Here is a 17,990-nt window from a genome sequence, read left to right on the forward strand (position 1 = left end):
AATATGAAAATAGAAGTTTGGTCAGATTTTGTCTGCCCATTTTGTTATATTGGAAAGCGTCGACTTGAACAGGCACTAGCGCAGGTGACAGACGGTGATCAAACAGAAGTCGTCTACAAGAGTTTTGAACTTGATCCACAGGCAGAGAAAAACACAGGAATGTCGAACACCGAAAAACTTGCTGCAAAGTACGGGAAAAGCATAGAGGAAGCGCAAGAAATGAATATAAATATGGAACAGCAAGCAGCCAGTGTTGGACTGACTTATAATCTTGACACAACAGTTCCTACTAATACATTTGATGCCCATCGTTTAGCTAAATTTGCCGAATCAAAAGGACTGGGCAAAGAGGCAGCAGAACGGTTCTTCTATGCTGTTCTCACTGACTCAAAGGATGTAGGAAATCACGAAACATTGCTTGAGCTTGCTGAAGAAGTTGGTTTAAATGGCGATGAGGCAAAACATGTACTAGCGAGCGAACAATATGGTGAGGTTGTGCGTGCGGAGGAAGCTGAAGCAGTGGAGATCGGAGTCCAAGGTGTACCTTTCTTCGTCATTAACCGCAAGTATGCAATCTCAGGCGCTCAGCCTACAGAAATTTTCGTTGAAAGCTTGCAAAAAGTAATTGATGAAGAAAAAGAAACACCCACCATCCAAAGCTTAACACCGAACAGTAAAGACGCAGCTTGCACAGACGAAAGCTGTGAAATGCCAACAAACAACAACTGAAAGAAAACATGAAGCCCCCAACTTTCCAAATCCCCCCACCTCAGGTCATCCATTTTCTGGATGACCTGAGGTGGGGTTTTCTGTAATTATCTCAAGGTGGAGCGGTTTTTCCGGTGTTCTTTTCTAGCTGGAGCTGTTTCGTACAGTCTTATCTCTTCTGCTGTTTCAGGTATAACTCGGGGAACGGGGGTAGGCTTCCCGCTTGAATCGACAGCGACCATTGTAAGAAACGATTCTGTCGTCATAACTTTTTCCCCTTGAAGCAAGTCGTCAGCAAACACCTTTACATACACTTCCATTGAAGAACTCCCTGTATAGGTAACGCATGCTTCAAGTGTCAAAGCATTCCCAACTTTCGCAGATGATAGAAAATCGACCGAGTCTATCGACGCTGTTACAACTACACAGTTCGAGTGCTTCATCGCTGTTAAAGCAGCAATTTCGTCAATATAAGCAAGTACCTTTCCGCCAAAAATCGTATCCAAATGATTGGTGTCTGGCGGAAGTACCAGTCGGGTTTGCATCATTTTTGAAGCTTGTACTGGCAAAGCACTGTCCATTTCCCTCTTCCTCTCTAAATAAAAAATACACCTTCATAAAGAAGATGTTTACCGATCTATGAGAATTCAAAAAATGGCACAGCTAGAAAAACTGAAATCTCATCACGTAACATCCTCCTATCTCCCGTAGGAAAAACATGTTCTTCTTTATGGCAGGTCTCCTGGCTCAGATTCAACAGCTCCTTCTCCTTCCCATTTCATTCATTGCGAAACAGTGGAATTGAAAAGCCTCCTCTTCACAGTGGCGGGACCGCGTTGGAATTACACCAATCTTCCCTTTTCAGCTTCATAACGAAGCCACCATAAAGCCTATTAAATTATCGAGGATTACTCCCCTATCCTAACTATCTACGAGAACAAACCCAAAGTCAATCATCACCCCATAAAATTCCACCTCAGGTCATCCATTATCTGGATGACCTGAGGTAGAATTTTATGGTTGTATATGTTGCGTACTTTTAATCAGCGAATCCATTTCACTATCATTTTGACAAGAAAGTAAACGGTGCAAAAGGCCAGGAATCCAAGGATACTTACGGCTGCATCATTAAATTCCATGGCACCTCTCCCTGTTATTTTCTGCTGGATCTCAACAGCGAGAACAAATACGAGCACCATTGAAAGTGTAAATAAAAACGATATTGCCGTTACGCTCCATTTAGCTAGCGCATGAAATATGACATCTACAAAAATCAAGCACATGATCCCTAGCATTCCAATAATCCAAAAGTGAAGCTCCTTGTCTGTAAGGTTCCAACCTAAAGAATGAGAGAGCCCCAAGAAAATATCATGAAATGTATTTACAATTTCAGCTAATAGAACAACCATTTCTTTCATTTATAACCACCTTCTCAGAATAACTATAATTCATAGTAGCACACTCTTGACCTTTATCAATAGCTCGAAGCCCCAATAAATTCCACCTCAGGTCATCCATATTATGGATGACCTGAGGTGGAATTTATCCCCTGTAATTATTTATAAGTTTCTGATAATAGCTTTTACAATAATCGCCATTAACAGTATAATAAATAAATAGTTCGAGTATTTTACATAATCGAGGTGGAATTATGGGACGTAAAGAAATGAAGAAAAAGAAGAGGAAGAAGGGCCTATGGTGGAAAATCATCTTGCTCGTAATCGTATTCCTGCTCATAGGCGGAGGCGTCTATGCATTCACAATCTTCAATAACGTCAAAAATACCGTTAATAATAAATTGCACGAAAATGTGTCCTCTATAGACACAACTGTTACAGACAAAAAACTAGACAGTAATGAACCAATCAACATCTTACTGCTCGGTGTAGATGAACGTGAAAATGACCAAGGCCGTTCGGATACGATGATTGTTATGACTCTTGATCCTAATAATGATCAAATGCAGCTAGTAAGCCTACCCAGAGATACAAAAGTAGAAGTTGCCGGGGATGGGCGCGTTACTCGAATTAACCATGCCTATGCTTATGGTGGAAGTGACATGGCAGTTAAAACCGTTGAGAACTTTCTAGATATCAACATCGATTATTATGTAGCCATGAACATGGAAGGGTTGGCACAGCTTGTAAATGCAGTGGATGGCGTCACAGCAAATAATAGAATGGCATTCACCCAAGACGGTTTTCAGTTCCCGAAAGGTCAACTACAACTTTCGGGGAACAAGCTCTCGCTTATGTACGTATGCGTAAAGAAGATCCCCAGGGAGACCTTGGTCGTAATGAGCGACAGCGCCAGATTATTCAAGGGATCATTGAAAAAGGGGCTAGCTTGAATATGCTTAATCAGATTGATGAGATCCTGGGTGTGTTAGGCAGTAATATGAAAACAAATATGGAGTTTGGCGATATGCGCCGCCTGGCAATGAATTATAGCAGCGCACGTAAAAACGTTTCTACCTATCAAATGTCAGGCAGCGCCATTAGAAGCTCTGGAATGTATTTGATCGAAATGCCTAAGGAAGAAATTCAAAAAACACATGATATGATTGTGAATTTCGGCTCATAGAACGGAGACGTGACGTGCCCAGGAAGCAGGAAGGTCGCTTAAGTTCGAAAATGTACGTTTGGTTAAAACCGATACGCCCGATGCAGTGACGAACTTCCTAGTCCTGCTTGTCAGGCTAAGATAAGTATCCCTCTCATTCAATGGCCGAGGCACCTAATCTCGAAGTAGTAAGGTGCTTCCGGGAGATCTTGTCACACGTCAGATTTTTAATAGAGAAGTGCCTTATCATTTTTTGATCACCAAAAACACCGTTCACCTAAAAAAAGACGGTGTTTTAAGTATGAATTTTCATAAAAACTGGAGACAGGACTAAATCCTAACGTCATGTGTGTGATAAATTCATCTTCCCTATTGTCATTTAGTCATTTTATATATAGAATCCACTACATAGGTTTTGTTGAGTGAGGAGTAATATGGATGTCACGTAACAGTCCCATTTTTAAACGTCATTTTATTGACCGTCTATCGCCTTTTCAAATCATTGTTCTATTCTATATTTCAGCTGTTTTCCTATCAACACTGCTTATAAATCTCCCGTTTTCACATAGGGAAGGGGTCCACTTGAGCTTTATTGATAGTTTATTCACAGCTGTCAGTGCGGTTAGTGTGACTGGATTATCCGTCGTATCAACAGCGGAGACATTTAACACGGCGGGATACTTTGTACTCATGTTCATTCTTCAATTCGGTGGAATTGGTGTAATGACATTAGGTACTTTTATATGGTTATTACTGGGCAAGAAAATTGGTCTCAGAAGGCGTCAGCTTATAAAAACAGATCAAAATCGCACGACTTTTTCTGGACTAGTAAAACTCATAAGGCAAATCCTGATCATTATCATTGCCATTGAGTTAATGGGAGCTCTTCTGCTTGGCATTTATTTTATGAACTATTTTCCTACCGCAGGAGAGGCCTTCGTTCAAGGGTTGTTCGCCTCAGTGAGCGCCACAACCAATGCAGGTTTTGATATTACCGGGTCATCACTAGTTATGTTTGAGGATGATTATTTTGTTCAATTCATAAATATGCTCTTGTTAACACTGGGAGCTATTGGGTTCCCTGTATTAATCGAAATGAAAGATTATCTTACTCGCCGCCATGACAACAGTGTTCAATTTTCGTTATTTACGAAATTGACCTCTGTCACTTTTGCAGCATTAGTTATAGTAGGTGCTATCCTTATTTATTTGTTTGATCGTACCCACTTTTTTGCTGGAAAAACGTGGCATGAGTCTTTGTTCTTTTCCCTTTTTCAATCAGTAACGACTAGGAACGGCGGGCTTGCCACCATGGATGTTAGTGAATTCACAACACCTACGTTACTAGTAATCTGTGTGCTTATGTTTATAGGGGCTTCTCCAAGCAGTGTCGGGGGAGGGATTCGCACAACAACCTTTGCGATTACTTTATTAAGTGTGATCGCATATGCCCGAGGAAAAAGTAATGTTCGAATCTTTAGAAGAGAAATTGATCCAGAGGACATTTTTCGCTCGTTTATCGTCATTAATACTGCTACAGTTATTTGTGGTCTTGCGATTGTGTTATTAAATTATTTCGAACCACAGTTCACTTTAATAGAAATAATTTTTGAAGCAACCTCGGCATTTGGAACAACCGGTTTATCTATGGGGATCACTTCAGAACTTCAAACCGTAGGTAAACTGATAATCATCGCTCTTATGTTCATTGGCCGAATCGGAATATTCTCTTTCCTATTTATCCTAAGAGGAAAAGTTAAAAAAGAAAATTATCACTACCCTAAAGAACCAATGATCATCGGATAACCCCATATAAATTCCACCTCAGGTCATCCATTTTCTGGATGACCTGAGGTGGGTTAAAATGTATATTTTTACTGTTTAAACAGCTTTATACCATACCCATCTAATACTCTTCTCGGTACAAAAAAGCGAGCGGTTTTCAGCGGATCGACAATTTGACTCACTTGTACCTCCCCTGCCACACTCATTAGCATCGTAAATTCCGCCAATGATAAATCTGTTTGCGGCTGCAGTATATCAATCATTTTTTCCACAGCAAGGTCAGACGCTTCATCCAAGCTTTCTCTTGAAACAAGTGAGGCTGCCCCCGCTTCATTTTCAATAAAAGGATAGTCAATCGAGTGACCCTTAATAACATCTAGCGTAACCGTCACTTTTGCCGGAACCTCTACACCCGACACACATACCTCGCCATCACCCATTGCTGCATGCAAGTCACCCAAGGCAAATAAACCACCCTCCTGAAAAACAGGAAAATAAAGGGTCGCCCCAGTAGTCACAAGTTTCGTATCCATGTTACCGCCATGGGCACCCGGCGTCCCGCAAGACACAGCTTCATCTTCTGGGGCAACACCAATAACGCCTATCATGGGCTGCAACGGCAGGGAAATGTTATTATTAAAAACTACTTCATTTCCTTTTATCTCAACTATCTTCACTTGAAAGTCTTCTATTCGATGCCCCATCACACCAAGCTTTGGTCCAGTAGCCATTACTCCCTGTTCACCAAACTCAATATTATCTATTTTTACTTTTAAAATGTCCCCCTCCTGGGCGTCCTCAATATAAACAGGCCCTGTAGCAGGGTTAATTCGCTCCCAGTCAATACTAGTAAACGATGCATCATCTGATTGGACCTGGTTCTCAAAACAATCGTACGTGTCAATCACCACTTGCTCTCCTGCGGTAACCCTTAAGGCTGGTTTGTTTTCCTTACCCATCGCATAGACAAATGACTCTTTAGTTAATGTATGAACCATAGTATTCCACCTTTCCCTATTCATTGGTTCTCATTCTACCAGAATTGTTAGAAAACATTTACTAGATATTCCTTAAATACAGTAATTCCATAAAAACCCACCTCAGGTCATCCATTTTCTGGATGACCTGAGGTGGGGAAAAAATCCAATAACATTAATTTGCATAAGGTCGGAGGGGACAGAGTAGAATGACTTCAAGGCGCATAAAAGGCTTCAAAGATATCGAAACACGGGAAACTCAAAACTAAGGAGGAACTCAATGATGACTGTAATATTATATCTGATCGTTGGAGGCGTGTTAGGTTGGTTAGCTGGCTTCATCCTTGGTAAGGATATGCCAGGTGGAATTATTGGAAATATTATCGCTGGAATTGTGGGTGCCTGGATTGGCGGAGAACTTCTCGGTTCTTTTGGTCCTAGTGTAGCAGGAATGGCCATTATTCCTGCGTTAATAGGAGCCATCATTTTTATTTTTGTTTTAAGTTTAATCATGCGCAGCACCAGAAAGTGGTAACTTCGAAAAGGCCCGCCAAACGTAAACTGGCTTAGCGGGCTTTTCTTATGGGTGAATTTTCCACCTCGGGTCATCCAGAAAATCCCACAATAACTTTAGTTTGATTGTTTATCTACTTCAGATAATTTACTAGTTCCTCGTGTGTTGTTTAGGAAGATGGCGACAATGATGAAAACAACTCCAAGCCATTGCAAGGAGGTAATTGACTCCGAAAGAATAAGGTTGGCTGATATAAGTGCGACAGGTAACTCAATTGCACTAAGTACATTAGCCAATCCATCTGATAACCCAGGAGAACCAAAGGCAAAGAACAACGGTGGAATAATGCCCCCGAAAAAAGCCACTCCCCCTCCCACGATCCATAAATTAAGATCTCCAAGCGGCAGCGACGGAACATCTTTCATAAATGTAATGCTGACTAAGATTAAAGATCCTGTTACCATTAATGGGCTGCGAATCCATGGCGTAACGTCCACGGCCACTTGACCACTGAAGAATATAAAACCGGCGTAAGTAAAAGCAGATAACATGCCAAATATAAGACCGATGGCAGGAAGTTCAATCGCACCATTACTTAAAATATTCGACGCAAAAAATACACCGACCAGTGTAACAATCATTGAAGAAATAGCAAGTAACGTCGGCTTTCTTTTATTAAACACCCATTCAAAAAAGATCCCTATCCACACAAACTGGAATAGCAAAATAATGGCTAATGAAGCTGTTAAATGCTGAATCGCACCATAATAAAAAATACTTGTTAACCCTACAAAGGTGCCTGTCATCATAATCTTCAGCACCGTTCTTCGACGTAATCCAGTTACCTTTGCACGCACAACTAAGGCCGTACCCCAAAGCACAACAAAGGCGATAAGCATTTGGATGATATTTATTTCTCCTAGAGTATAGCCCTGTCTGAATCCCAGTTTCACAAAAATAGGCGTGAACCCGAAGCTCGCCGCACCTAACAACACAAAAGTAATCCCTCTATTCCTACTCATCCACATCACCACGTTTCATATAATTAGCCGCCTCAATCTTAACATATTCTATACAATAAACATGTAAATATAATCCACCTCAAGTCATCCAGAAAATGGATGACTTGAGGTGGTAATTTAACCCAATCATTTATGTTTAATCCTTTAGTGTCAGGGTAATATTACTGTACATTTCTTTGTGTGAATGTTTTGTCAAAACAACCTGTCAAATAAAAAAATACCTTACTACATATTCGCCTATCACCCTACTACACTCAAAACCTGGCAAACGCCATACATCGAGATTTGAAGCGACCACTTGTATCTAAGCTAAGTGTTGACCTGTCCGTATGTCTTGAGATTAGCAAAGGAGGACTTAATATGGCAACAAATAACCGCGCAGTTGCATATAGTGGAAATGGTGATGTAGTAGTAAAGGATATTGATTTCCCGGAACTTGTACTAAGAGATGGACCAGGTGTAAACCCGGCAAACGTTGGCCGTAAATGCGAACATGGTGTAATCTTGAAAGTTATTTCTACTAATATTTGTGGAAGTGATCAGCATATGGTTCGCGGGCGTACAACAGCACCAGAAGGATTAGTTCTTGGCCATGAAATAACGGGCGAAGTGATTGAGACGGGAAGAGATGTTGAATTCGTCAACAAAGGTGATCTCGTTTCCGTCCCTTTTAATATTGCTTGTGGACGGTGTGTAAACTGTATTGAAGGAAAAACACACATTTGCTTAAACGTAAACCCCGACCGCCCCGGTTCTGCTTACGGATATGTCGATATGGGCGGATGGGTAGGCGGACAAGCCGAATACGTCATGGTCCCATACGCTGACTTTCAAGTGCTTAAGTTTCCCGACAAAGATCAGGCTATGGATAAAATGCTCGACTTAACGATGCTTTCTGATATTTTCCCAACTGGATTCCACGGTGTTTATTCAGCAGGTGTCAAAATAGGCTCCACCGTGTATATCGCAGGAGCTGGTCCAGTGGGGTTAGCTGCAGCACACTCTGCTCAACTACTCGGTGCATCCGTTGTCATCGTTGGTGATTTAATTGAAGAAAGGCTTGAACAAGCACGCAGCTTTGACTGTGAAACAATTAATATAAGCAAGCATGACAATATTTCCGAACAAATCGAACAAATATTAGGTGTTCCCGAAGTAGATGCAGCCGTGGATTGTGTTGGCTTTGAAGCACACGGTCACAGTCATGAAGAAGCACCCGCCGTTGTATTAAACTCCATTATGGGGCAACGAAAGCAGGCGGCGGACTCGGGATTCCCGGTCTCTACGTCACAGAAGATCCAGGCGCCTCTGATGAAGATGCCCGCCAAGGAGCATTGAAACTAAATTTTGGTTTAGGCTGGGCAAAAGCACAAACCTTCGTCACCGGGCAAACTCCAGTTATGCAATATCATCGTGGATTGATGCAAGCCATTTTAAATGGCAAGGCTGATATTGCAAAAGCGGTAAATGCTACAGTTATCGGACTGGAAGATGCACCGAAAGGCTACAGCGAATTTGACAGCGGTGTACCTAAGAAATTTGTCCTCGACCCTCACGGACAACTCAAAAGCTAACCAGCAATAAAAAAACCTCCCTCGCTTACAAAATAAGCGAGGGAGGTTTTTCCATTCCCTTCCACCTCAGGTATTCCATTCATTTCCATTACATAATTGACTCTAGGTAATGGAGGTGTGGTTTCCATAGATAACCGTTGCGGTGAACATAGATGACTGCTTCTTCTAACGAACCAGGTGTAAACTGCTTTGGAAGTTTTTCTGGGATCGATTCCTTACCAGTGAGCAGCAAATATACAGACTCGTTTCTAAAATGAGCCATTTTTAATTGAGCCATGATATCGTCAGCATCCATTCCTAACCGAATCATTAACAACGAAACCGTAAACAGGTTTTCCACCGAAATGTCATCAGGGAACATATCAAGTAATGACTGTACGTCCTTATATCTTTCTTCTTGGATATAAAGTGGGATTAATCGAGAACGAATACCTTGATTATCATTTGGATTCAGTTCAATGATATCCTCATATGATTCGATCGCCTGTTCTATCTCTCCATTTTCTTCATATAATTCTGCCAAAAACTCGATAGCCCTTAACAGTGGACGGGCCTCCACGATTTGCCAGAGAGCGACTTCTGTATCAGGCTGTTCAATACCCAAACGACGATATCCCGAATTGATAGCCTTTAAGACAAAAAGCACCTTTTCCCCTATTGTACTCGTAAAGTGGGCCTGGAGAGCGAGACCGTCCACATTCCCTTCATCCAATTTCAAAACTTCATCCACCAATATTCTCTTTTTTTCTTCATTCTCCGACTCATAGGCTTCATACGCTTTGATTTGTGCACGCTGTTTATCATTAGAAGGAATAAAAGGGTCATTCCTATGGTGGTTCATATAATCATTAATCTCATCAGTTGAACTAAAATTCATCTGTTCCACCTTTTTATTCAATTCGTACGTATGCCTTTCGATGTCTAAATGTGCACTCGGCTTTACATAGTATTGCAATTCAGGACCACTAATTCCTTGATTCTTACTCTGCAGGAGCTCAAAAAAGAATTCTTCTATTTCATGATAACGTTTAGAAATGCTATTTGTACTGACTTCATATTTTTGTGCCACTTCTTTTTGCGTAACCGTTTGATCCCCGCCTAAATAAGGCATATCATGGAGGAAATATTCTAACGTTGCTGCAAGCACAGCTGGCTTCCTAATAATCGGAGCTTGTTCATCGCAAAACTTCATCCACAGATTTTTCAGCAATTCATACGTTTCAAACCGTTGATCTTCAGCCTCTACGTGCTCGTCAAGAAGCTTTAATACCTCAAGCTGCTGAGGAGTCCCATTCCAAGCCAAATCCGATGAGTCTGGACTTTCCATATAAAGCCATTTAGGGAACTGATTTAAAAAGGTATGATGTAGGAAGTCACCGATCGTTGCAGACTCTGACTGTGCTTTGAACTCTGTTTCTAATTTCGAGATATAATAGTCATAGCCTGCCTGCGTATTCGGCAGCGCTAGTGGAATAAAGTTATGAAAGGTCCCCCAATTCATTACAATGCCAATATAATACGGCACCTTCTTTAAGTCCTCATTATCAAGCGGAATCCTCTCTCTCCCTACCTTGTATTCACTACCATTTAGTACATCTTCAATGTGCACAAGTCCGCTAGTTTCCTCTTTTAAATAGTGAAAAATGCTAGCTTTCGAGTTTCCCCAAGACGCCAGAGCATCCGCTGTTGCTGGACGGACAACCGATTTCTTTTTTTGCATAAAAAAGTGTTGAAAAACAGTTTGTCCATCAGTTTGCGGCATAAATAATCCCTTATATAAGAGTCTGATAAAATGCTCGATTTCTTCTTCTTGAGATGCAGCCTTAGTTTGGGGAAATAAATGAGGGTAATTGTCGTACATAAAATCTTGAAATTGCAACAAATAACGGTCTAGTTCCTCTTCGACCTTTCTTGAAGGGAATTCGATGACATTTGTCTTTCCGTGACATTTCTTATACTTCTTCCCACTCCCACAAGGACACGGATCATTTCTACCGATCTTTTCCATATAAAATCTCCTCTCTTATTATACTTCTTAAGTTTATTATAAAGGTTTTAGAGGAAAAGGAAAAAGCAAGGCTCATTATCTTTCACCAAAAAACGAGTACACCTACTTGGAGGTGGACGTCATGAAGAAGGCCGAAAAAAACAAAGCAGGAAAGCTTTTTGAGAAATTGAAGAAGCGAGCTGGGACACTCGTTCAAAATCCTGCAAAAACGAAACAAATCATCGAACAGGCACAGGAAAAATCAGAGGAACATCAAGGTCCACTCTCGAAAGTCTGGGAAGAGCTCCAGCTTATGTTTCAAATGGTACGGGACTGGGCGAGGGGCGATTATCAAAAAGCACCTAAAGGTTCGATTGTCGCCATTGTTGGGGGAGTACTTTATTTCGTTATACCGCTTGACGTGCTCCCTGACTTCATTCCTGTGGCCGGACTTATTGATGACGTCTATATTATTAATTTAGTCATTAAACAAGTCAACTCAGATCTACAAGCCTATAAGCGATGGCTCGCTAAAGAACCTAAAAAACATTCACCACTAAACAACTAAACCTAGACGCTGCCATTGACATTACATTTATACCCACCTCAGGTCATCCATAATTTGGATTACCTGAGGTGGAACTTTACCCCATTACAAGAATTATTTGTAGTATTTGTAGAGGGCTTGGGTACCGCTGTTGGCGTACCCGTCTGCTGAGATTTGATCGTATAATTGCTTGGCGAGTTTTAGTCCTGGGAGGTTAAGTTCCATTTTCTCCGCTGACTCAATAGCAATTTTCATGTCTTTAATAAAATGTTTTACATAAAACCCTGGTTCTAAATCCCCTTTAATAACCCTTGGAGTAAGATTACTCAATGACCAACTCCCAGCTGCACCTCCGCTGATACTTTCAAGGACGGTATTCGGATCAAGTCCAGCCGCTTCAGCGTACACTAGTGACTCAGAAACCCCCATCATATTAGAGGCAATAGCAATTTGATTACACATTTTTGTGAATTGTCCTGAACCTGCTGGCCCCTGTAGTACAGTCTGGCTTCCTAGCAGGTCAAACAGAAAGCGAACATCGTGAAAGGCTGCTTCTTCACCACCAACCATAATGGAAAGTGTTCCTTCTTTTGCCCCCACATCTCCGCCGGAAACAGGAGCATCCAAGACACGTATCTTACGCTTACTTGCTTCTTGATCCATTTTCACAGCTAATTCTGGAGAGGATGTTGTCATATCAATGATATATGTGCCCTCTGCGGCATTTTGTAAAAGTCCATCCTCCCCAAAATACACCTCTTCAACATCTGAAGGATAACCAACCATCGTAATAATCATATCGGATTCTTCTGCTAGACTCTTCACGCTTTCGTTCCACTGCGCCCCTAAATTAAGCAGTTCTTCTGCTTTGGCAGGGGTGCGGGTAAATATATTTACGTTGTAATCAGATTCTAGCAAACGACCCGCCATACTTTTTCCCATTACTCCTGTACCAATCCAGCCGATTGTCGGACTTTTCAATTCTGCCATTTCTTACCCTCTCCTCTATATATGTAGTTAAAAAAACAAGACTCTCCCTTTTCGAGTCTTGCTCTCTCATGATTTTTGATAGTTTAAATCCCACGTCACACCAAAACGGTCTTTTACCTTGGCAAACGCTGCACCCCAGAATGTGTCCTGAAGTTCCATGTGTACCGTTCCACTTTCACTTAAACGATGATAGATTTTATTAATTTCAGCTTCACCGTCCAATTCTAATGCCAAAGAAATCATGTTGCCTGCTTCAGAACTGCCCCCAGGGAATGTATCTGAAACCATAAAGAAAAGGCCTTCTTTTGTAAAACGAGCATGCATAATTCTCTCATCTGCTTCTGGTGGTGTGTCAAAGTCAGCTTCCCCAAAAGTTTGAATATCTGTTACTTCTCCATCAAACACACTCTTGTAAAAGTCCAGTGCCTCTCTTGCATTTCCGTTAAACGTAAAATATGGATTGGCTTGCTTTTTCATCTCCTCGTCTCTCCTTTATTGGTTTTCTATATTTTATCATAAAAAAAAGAAGCACGAAGCCTCCCTTTTTTAAGAACTATATTCTTTAATCATATCATGCGTCTTTTGCACTTCAGAGTCTGGCACTTGAAGATAATAAATATTATTGATCCGTATTCCCCGTCCTGTCATCTGATAGGTTTCCATATTCTTTCTTGCGTCACGATAATTCATCGCTAAATTACGCATATCTTCAAACCTCATATTCGTTGCTACATTTTCCCCAAGAACATCCATTACTGAACCAATATTATTCACAATATTAATGTTTGATCCTTTATCAATCACACCTTGGATAACTTGGCGCTGACGTTCGTTACGACCAGCATCTCCTTGAGGATCATTATAACGCATACGAACCCAGGCAAGAGCTTCTTTTCCGCCAAGCTCGATTTGCCCTTTTGAAAAGTTATAGCCCCCTTGTGAAAAAGCGAAATCATTGTTTACTGTAATTCCGCCAACAGTATCTACCATCTGTGATAAACCTTCCATATTCATGCGAACATAGTAATCTAAGCTAATATCAAGAAAATTTTCTACCGTATTGACAGACATGTCGCTGCCGCCAAATGCATAGGCATGGTTGATCTTATCGTCAACCCCTCTCCCTGCAATTTCAGTCCTTGTATCCCTTGGAATGCTGACCATTTGCATACGGTCATTTGCTGGGTCAAGCGTCATGACGATCATTGTATCGGAGCGCCCTTTATCATTCTCACGCTCATCGACTCCAAGCAATAGAACATTAATAGGTTCCTGTCCTTCCACTTTCTTTTTCGTCACTTCGCGGTCAATTCCAGAGATACCCTTATGAATTTCTTCATCAACGGTCGTTCTCACGTTATGATAGATGGAATATAAATAAGCAGATCCACCACCTGCTATAAGCAAGACAACTGCTAAGGATATCCATAGCCACTTCTTTTTCTTTTTACGCCTAGCTTTCCTCGTTGCCATTTCGTACACTCCTTCATACTCTTTCAATCTATTTATAATCATACCCTCAATTTTTTTAAAACACATTTTTTTCACAATAGACTTGACTCTTTATTTTACATGTTTCTATTTTTTTTGCAAAATTTATTTAAAATGGATTTAGCATGAAGAAGAGTCTAGGCAAGGGGTTCTTCAGGAAATGGCAGATCAAGTGGGCCTTTTCCTTTCTATAAAAAAAGCCGTCTCTTGTAATACAACCTCACAAGGGACGGCTTTATTAGAGAAGGATTAGTTAACACCCTTCATTAATTTCGAAATTCTAGGCGCAAAAGCAAACAAAATGATTCCCAATAACACAGAAGCACCGCCAAGGATACCAAAATAAGCCACTTCAGTATCAATATTGTAAAGTTTTACAAGCTGAGCATTCATAGCTTGTCCCGCTGCATTAGAAAGGAACCATAGACTCATGGTTTGTGAAGCAAAGGCCGCTGGAGCCAGCTTCGTTGTCGCTGATAAGCCGACTGGCGATAGAAGTAACTCACCAAGGACTACTAGGAGAAAGCTTAGTACAAGCCATAGTGGATTGACTAAATTATCCCCATTCATTATTGCAGGGATCATCATAATCAGAAAAGAAACCCCAGCAAACATTAGACCGTAAGCAAATTTCTTCGGTGTGCTAGGCTGCTTACTTCTAAGCCGAATCCATAACCATGCAAAGACAGGTGCTAGAAAGATAATAAACAGCGGATTCAATGATTGAAACCATGATGACTGAATACCCAACCCAGCAAAGCTCAAGTCTACACGTTGGTCAGCATATTGCGCTAAGATAATGGACCCTTGCTCTTGAATAGACCAAAACATCATCGACGCTACAAATAAAGGAATGTAAGCCAGAAGTCTTGAACGTTCATCTGTTGTTGTTTTTTTACTGCGAAACATGACGATGAAATAAGCTGTTGGTATGGAGAGACCTAGAAAACTAACGATATAGGTTAAACCACTAATTGTTAAGATCCCCGTCGGAATAGTCAAAGCGAATAAGATGATAATGATAATGGCCCCAATACCGACGCGTTTATAGGTCTTACTTCGCTCAGCTTTCGTCAATGGGTTCGGGACATTTTTTCCAGCTAAACCAAGATTCTTTTTCTTGGTCAGCATGAAGGTAATTAAACCAAAGAACATCCCAACAGCAGCAATGGCAAATCCTGCATGGAAGCTATACTCCTGTCCAACTGTTCCGACAATTAATGGGGCAAGAAATCCACCAAGGTTAATTCCCATATAGAAAATACTGAACCCGGAATCTCTACGATAATCTTCAGGTGCATATAGATCTCCAACCACATTGGATACGTTGGGTTTCAATAAACCTGTCCCGATAACGATCAGTACCATCGAGATGAAAAAGGCTGTTAAATTTCCTGGTAGAGAGAGTACAATGTGCCCGAACATGATGAGGACACCACCATAAAAGACGGTTGATGTACCACCTAGGATTCTATCAGCGATCCAACCCCCGATAATGCCCGACATATAAACTAGCGACCCGTAGATCGCCATAATTGATGCGGCTGTCCCTTCGTCTAAACCGAGACCACCTTTTGACACTTCGTAATACATATAGAATAAGAGAATAGCGCGCATTCCATAGTAGGAAAAGCGCTCCCAAAATTCAGTGAAGAATAAAGTAAACAATCCCTTAGGGTGACCAAAGAACCCTTTTTGAGGGACGCTATTTACAATATCTTCTTTACTGTATTTAGACATGACCTTAAACCTCCCTGATTTTGCAAGTTATGCATGAGAACATTATTACTTAAAGGAATTTTCAAAATATTTTTTGTCGAAATCCCCCTAACATCGAACAAGTATATTCCCTATTCAAGACAAAAATCAATCAATTGTTATAAATTCCAAATAGGAAGTCTATTCAAATTAAATTGAATTTTTTAACACTTAGGTTCTAAACTCCCGCTATTAACTAAAACTAAACTATCAACACATCCTAAAAAAATAGGCTAAACGTCACTGTATTTCAGAATAATATACACAAACTTTCACACAAATTATTCAAAAAAAGCATGATGTATTTACCATCTTTAATATGTAAATAAAAGCCACCTCAGGTCATCCAGATATTGGATGACCTGAAGTGGCTTTTATTAGTATTTATTTTACTTATAGAAGATGTTCAAAAAGTCACCAAATGATAAACAGCAAATTTCTTCGTTTCTCGGTTTTTCCGGTCCTCACGTATGAAAGGCATACGCTGTGATCCTCAAATCTTTCGCACCTCAAGCTTCTTGCGACGCACAAGACATGCTAGTGCGACTTTGGAACAGGATGTGACGATCTTTGTAGACATTCTCATTCGTCCACTTTTTGAACACACACTTATAGGACTTTACTTAGGAATTCTTTGGTTCTTGAATTATCTGGTTCACCGAATATTTTGTCCGGAGTGTTTTCTTCCATCACAATTCCTTCATCCATGAAAATGACCCGGTCTCCTACCTCGCGGGCAAAACCCATTTCATGTGTAACGACGACCATCGTCATCCCTTCTCTTGCCAAATCTTTTATTACGGACAGCACATCACCGACTAATTCGGGATCAAGCGCTGAGGTGGGTTCATCAAAAAGCATAATTTGGGGGTTCATGGCAAGTGACCTTGCTATTGCCACGCGTTGCTTTTGTCCTCCCGATAAACTATCCGGGTACACATTAGCTTTGTCACCCAGACCTACTTTTGCAAGTAAAGGTAAAGCAGCATCCTCGGCCTCTCTTTTTTTAATGCCTTTAATTTTTTTCGGTCCAAGGGTAATATTCTCTAGCACTGTCATATGTGGAAAAAGGTTAAAGTGCTGAAAAACCATTCCTACTCTTGAACGTACTTCATTTATATTTACACGGGAATCAGTTAAGTTCTCTCCAGCAATAAGCACGTCTCCAGAGGTTACCTCCTCTAATAAGTTCAAACAACGTAAAAGTGTGCTTTTCCCTGACCCCGAAGGCCCTATGATACAGACCACTTCTTTCTCTTTAACATTGAGGCTAATTCCTCTTAGAACCTCTGTTGCGTCAAAGGATTTGTGTAAATCTTTTACGTTAATCATTACACGTCCATCCTCCTTTCAACTCTTCTCAAGTAGACAGCTGTCGGAACAGTAATTAGGAGATACATTAAACAAACCATGGTTAACGCTTCAAAAGCGGCAAAGGTTATCCCGTAATATTGCTGTCCCATATATAACAATTCGCCAACTGCAATCACAGAAAATAGTGATGTATCCTTTAAGCTAATGACAAACTGATTCCCAAGGGGAGGAATCATTCTTCTAAACGCTTGGGGCCAGATAATATAGCGCATCGTTTGCACTTTTGTTAAACCAATGGAGCGTCCGGCTTCACTTTGTCCCTTGTCAATGGAATAAACTGCCCCGCGAACAATTTCAGCAATGTAGGCACCTGCATTGATCGCTATGGCTATAATAGAGGCCGAAACTTTATCAATATTTAACCCAAGCAAATCAGGCAAACCAAAATAGATAAATAAAATTTGGGCTAAAATAGGTGTGCCTCTAAGCCCTTCTACATAAACAGTAGCAATTCCATAGATAAACTTATTTTTCGATAAACGGGCCAGTCCAAAAACCGCCCCTAGAATAAATCCAAATAGCAGGCCCACACCCGTAATAAGTAAGGTATAGACTAGACCTTCAAGCAAAAAAGGCATAACCTTTATATAATGTGATTCCATTATAAAGTCCATATGCAATACACTCCTTGTGTAATTTGCCTGTTCACGGAAATGAAAAACGCAACAAGCATGGAACTTGCTACGCTTTTACAGAAACAA

The 17,990-nt window shown here is 40.8% G+C and carries 16 protein-coding genes, 2 pseudogenes and 1 riboswitch; of the genes and pseudogenes, 7 read left to right on the forward strand and 11 right to left on the reverse strand.

All coding sequences use genetic code 11. The features are described 5' to 3' along the window. Positions 1-3: 3 nt before the first annotated feature. The gene (locus MUO14_RS05755; RefSeq protein WP_244754133.1) at positions 4-729 is read left to right on the forward strand and encodes a DsbA family oxidoreductase; all 726 of its coding nucleotides are present in this window, start codon (positions 4-6) and stop codon (positions 727-729) included. Positions 730-815: 86 nt separating this feature from the next. Here the strand turns inward: MUO14_RS05755 and MUO14_RS05760 are convergent, their stop codons facing one another. Together MUO14_RS05760 and MUO14_RS05765 are read right to left on the reverse strand one after the other, a co-directional pair. Continuing rightward, on the reverse strand, positions 816-1,289 hold the full coding sequence (locus MUO14_RS05760; protein ID WP_244754134.1) for an acyl-CoA thioesterase: 474 nt from the start codon (positions 1,287-1,289) through the stop codon (positions 816-818). 134 nt (positions 1,290-1,423) lie between these two features. Continuing rightward, a riboswitch (cobalamin riboswitch) is annotated at positions 1,424-1,609 on the reverse strand. Positions 1,610-1,751: 142 nt separating this feature from the next. After that, a complete protein-coding gene (locus tag MUO14_RS05765; protein ID WP_244754136.1) occupies positions 1,752-2,126 on the reverse strand; it encodes a hypothetical protein in 375 nt (124 codons plus the stop codon). Between the two features lie 542 nt (positions 2,127-2,668). On the opposite strand from MUO14_RS05765, the pseudogene MUO14_RS24525 reads away from it, so the two are divergent. From MUO14_RS24525 to MUO14_RS05775, 3 genes and pseudogenes are all read left to right on the forward strand, one after another. Further along, positions 2,669-2,988, forward strand: a pseudogene (locus MUO14_RS24525) (LCP family glycopolymer transferase); the annotation flags it as partial. 72 nt (positions 2,989-3,060) lie between these two features. After that, entirely contained in the window at positions 3,061-3,291 is a 231-nt protein-coding gene (locus tag MUO14_RS24530; protein ID WP_318036052.1) for an LCP family glycopolymer transferase, read from the forward strand. A 417-nt stretch (positions 3,292-3,708) separates the two neighbouring features. Continuing rightward, positions 3,709-5,076, forward strand: coding sequence for a TrkH family potassium uptake protein (locus MUO14_RS05775; RefSeq protein ID WP_244754138.1), 1,368 nt, complete (start codon positions 3,709-3,711; stop codon positions 5,074-5,076). Positions 5,077-5,144: 68 nt separating this feature from the next. Here the strand turns inward: MUO14_RS05775 and MUO14_RS05780 are convergent, their stop codons facing one another. After that, positions 5,145-6,053 carry an acetamidase/formamidase family protein gene (locus tag MUO14_RS05780; RefSeq protein WP_244754140.1) on the reverse strand — a complete coding sequence of 303 codons (909 nt, stop codon included), beginning with the start codon at positions 6,051-6,053 and terminating at the stop codon, positions 5,145-5,147. A gap of 262 nt (positions 6,054-6,315) precedes the next feature. Between MUO14_RS05780 and MUO14_RS05785 the strand changes: the two genes are divergently transcribed. After that, complete coding sequence (locus tag MUO14_RS05785; protein ID WP_244755480.1) at positions 6,316-6,567, forward strand: GlsB/YeaQ/YmgE family stress response membrane protein; 252 nt, start codon at positions 6,316-6,318, stop codon at positions 6,565-6,567. 95 nt (positions 6,568-6,662) lie between these two features. On the opposite strand, the gene MUO14_RS05790 is transcribed toward MUO14_RS05785, so the two are convergent. Further along, on the reverse strand, positions 6,663-7,568 hold the full coding sequence (locus MUO14_RS05790; RefSeq protein ID WP_244754141.1) for an EamA family transporter: 906 nt from the start codon (positions 7,566-7,568) through the stop codon (positions 6,663-6,665). A 360-nt stretch (positions 7,569-7,928) separates the two neighbouring features. Here MUO14_RS05790 and fdhA point away from each other — a divergent pair. Continuing rightward, positions 7,929-9,142 (forward strand): annotated as a pseudogene (fdhA, locus tag MUO14_RS05795) (formaldehyde dehydrogenase, glutathione-independent). 88 nt (positions 9,143-9,230) lie between these two features. Here fdhA and MUO14_RS05800 read toward each other — a convergent pair. After that, positions 9,231-11,150 (reverse strand): SEC-C metal-binding domain-containing protein, encoded by a 1,920-nt coding sequence (locus MUO14_RS05800; protein WP_244754143.1) that lies wholly within the window; start codon positions 11,148-11,150, stop codon positions 9,231-9,233. A gap of 121 nt (positions 11,151-11,271) precedes the next feature. On the opposite strand from MUO14_RS05800, the gene MUO14_RS05805 reads away from it, so the two are divergent. Beyond that, on the forward strand, positions 11,272-11,697 hold the full coding sequence (locus tag MUO14_RS05805) for a YkvA family protein (protein ID WP_244754145.1): 426 nt from the start codon (positions 11,272-11,274) through the stop codon (positions 11,695-11,697). A gap of 93 nt (positions 11,698-11,790) precedes the next feature. Here MUO14_RS05805 and MUO14_RS05810 read toward each other — a convergent pair whose 3' ends face one another. The 6 genes from MUO14_RS05810 to MUO14_RS05835 form a co-directional block, all read right to left on the reverse strand. Beyond that, a complete protein-coding gene (locus MUO14_RS05810) occupies positions 11,791-12,666 on the reverse strand; it encodes an NAD(P)-dependent oxidoreductase (protein ID WP_244754147.1) in 876 nt (291 codons plus the stop codon). 66 nt (positions 12,667-12,732) lie between these two features. Further along, complete coding sequence (locus MUO14_RS05815; RefSeq protein WP_244754149.1) at positions 12,733-13,143, reverse strand: VOC family protein; 411 nt, start codon at positions 13,141-13,143, stop codon at positions 12,733-12,735. A gap of 69 nt (positions 13,144-13,212) precedes the next feature. After that, positions 13,213-14,139, reverse strand: coding sequence for an LCP family glycopolymer transferase (locus tag MUO14_RS05820; protein ID WP_244754155.1), 927 nt, complete (start codon positions 14,137-14,139; stop codon positions 13,213-13,215). Between the two features lie 267 nt (positions 14,140-14,406). Then, positions 14,407-15,897, reverse strand: a complete 1,491-nt coding sequence (locus MUO14_RS05825; protein WP_244754157.1) for a peptide MFS transporter — start codon at positions 15,895-15,897, stop codon at positions 14,407-14,409. Positions 15,898-16,524: 627 nt separating this feature from the next. Further along, a complete protein-coding gene (locus MUO14_RS05830; protein ID WP_244754163.1) occupies positions 16,525-17,247 on the reverse strand; it encodes an amino acid ABC transporter ATP-binding protein in 723 nt (240 codons plus the stop codon). Then, positions 17,247-17,903, reverse strand: a complete 657-nt coding sequence (locus tag MUO14_RS05835; RefSeq protein ID WP_244754165.1) for an amino acid ABC transporter permease — start codon at positions 17,901-17,903, stop codon at positions 17,247-17,249. Before MUO14_RS05835 ends, MUO14_RS05830 begins: the two co-directional genes overlap by 1 nt. Between the last annotated feature and the right edge of the window lie 87 nt (positions 17,904-17,990).

The organism is Halobacillus shinanisalinarum (genome assembly GCF_022919835.1).
GTDB lineage: Bacteria > Bacillota > Bacilli > Bacillales > Halobacillaceae > Halobacillus_A > Halobacillus_A shinanisalinarum.

Bases quoted from the DNA above. Each gene is read 5' to 3' on its own strand.
- MUO14_RS05755 (WP_244754133.1), top strand. From the start codon at position 4: ATGAAAATAGAAGTTTGGTCAGATTTTGTCTGCCCATTTTGTTATATT.
- MUO14_RS05760 (WP_244754134.1), bottom strand. From the start codon at position 1,289: ATGGACAGTGCTTTGCCAGTACAAGCTTCAAAAATGATGCAAACCCGA.
- MUO14_RS05765 (WP_244754136.1), bottom strand. From the start codon at position 2,126: ATGAAAGAAATGGTTGTTCTATTAGCTGAAATTGTAAATACATTTCAT.
- MUO14_RS24530 (WP_318036052.1), top strand. From the start codon at position 3,061: ATGCTTAATCAGATTGATGAGATCCTGGGTGTGTTAGGCAGTAATATG.
- MUO14_RS05775 (WP_244754138.1), top strand. From the start codon at position 3,709: ATGTCACGTAACAGTCCCATTTTTAAACGTCATTTTATTGACCGTCTA.
- MUO14_RS05780 (WP_244754140.1), bottom strand. From the start codon at position 6,053: ATGGTTCATACATTAACTAAAGAGTCATTTGTCTATGCGATGGGTAAG.
- MUO14_RS05785 (WP_244755480.1), top strand. From the start codon at position 6,316: ATGACTGTAATATTATATCTGATCGTTGGAGGCGTGTTAGGTTGGTTA.
- MUO14_RS05790 (WP_244754141.1), bottom strand. From the start codon at position 7,568: ATGAGTAGGAATAGAGGGATTACTTTTGTGTTGTTAGGTGCGGCGAGC.
- MUO14_RS05800 (WP_244754143.1), bottom strand. From the start codon at position 11,150: ATGGAAAAGATCGGTAGAAATGATCCGTGTCCTTGTGGGAGTGGGAAG.
- MUO14_RS05805 (WP_244754145.1), top strand. From the start codon at position 11,272: ATGAAGAAGGCCGAAAAAAACAAAGCAGGAAAGCTTTTTGAGAAATTG.
- MUO14_RS05810 (WP_244754147.1), bottom strand. From the start codon at position 12,666: ATGGCAGAATTGAAAAGTCCGACAATCGGCTGGATTGGTACAGGAGTA.
- MUO14_RS05815 (WP_244754149.1), bottom strand. From the start codon at position 13,143: ATGAAAAAGCAAGCCAATCCATATTTTACGTTTAACGGAAATGCAAGA.
- MUO14_RS05820 (WP_244754155.1), bottom strand. From the start codon at position 14,139: ATGGCAACGAGGAAAGCTAGGCGTAAAAAGAAAAAGAAGTGGCTATGG.
- MUO14_RS05825 (WP_244754157.1), bottom strand. From the start codon at position 15,897: ATGTCTAAATACAGTAAAGAAGATATTGTAAATAGCGTCCCTCAAAAA.
- MUO14_RS05830 (WP_244754163.1), bottom strand. From the start codon at position 17,247: ATGATTAACGTAAAAGATTTACACAAATCCTTTGACGCAACAGAGGTT.
- MUO14_RS05835 (WP_244754165.1), bottom strand. From the start codon at position 17,903: ATGGACTTTATAATGGAATCACATTATATAAAGGTTATGCCTTTTTTG.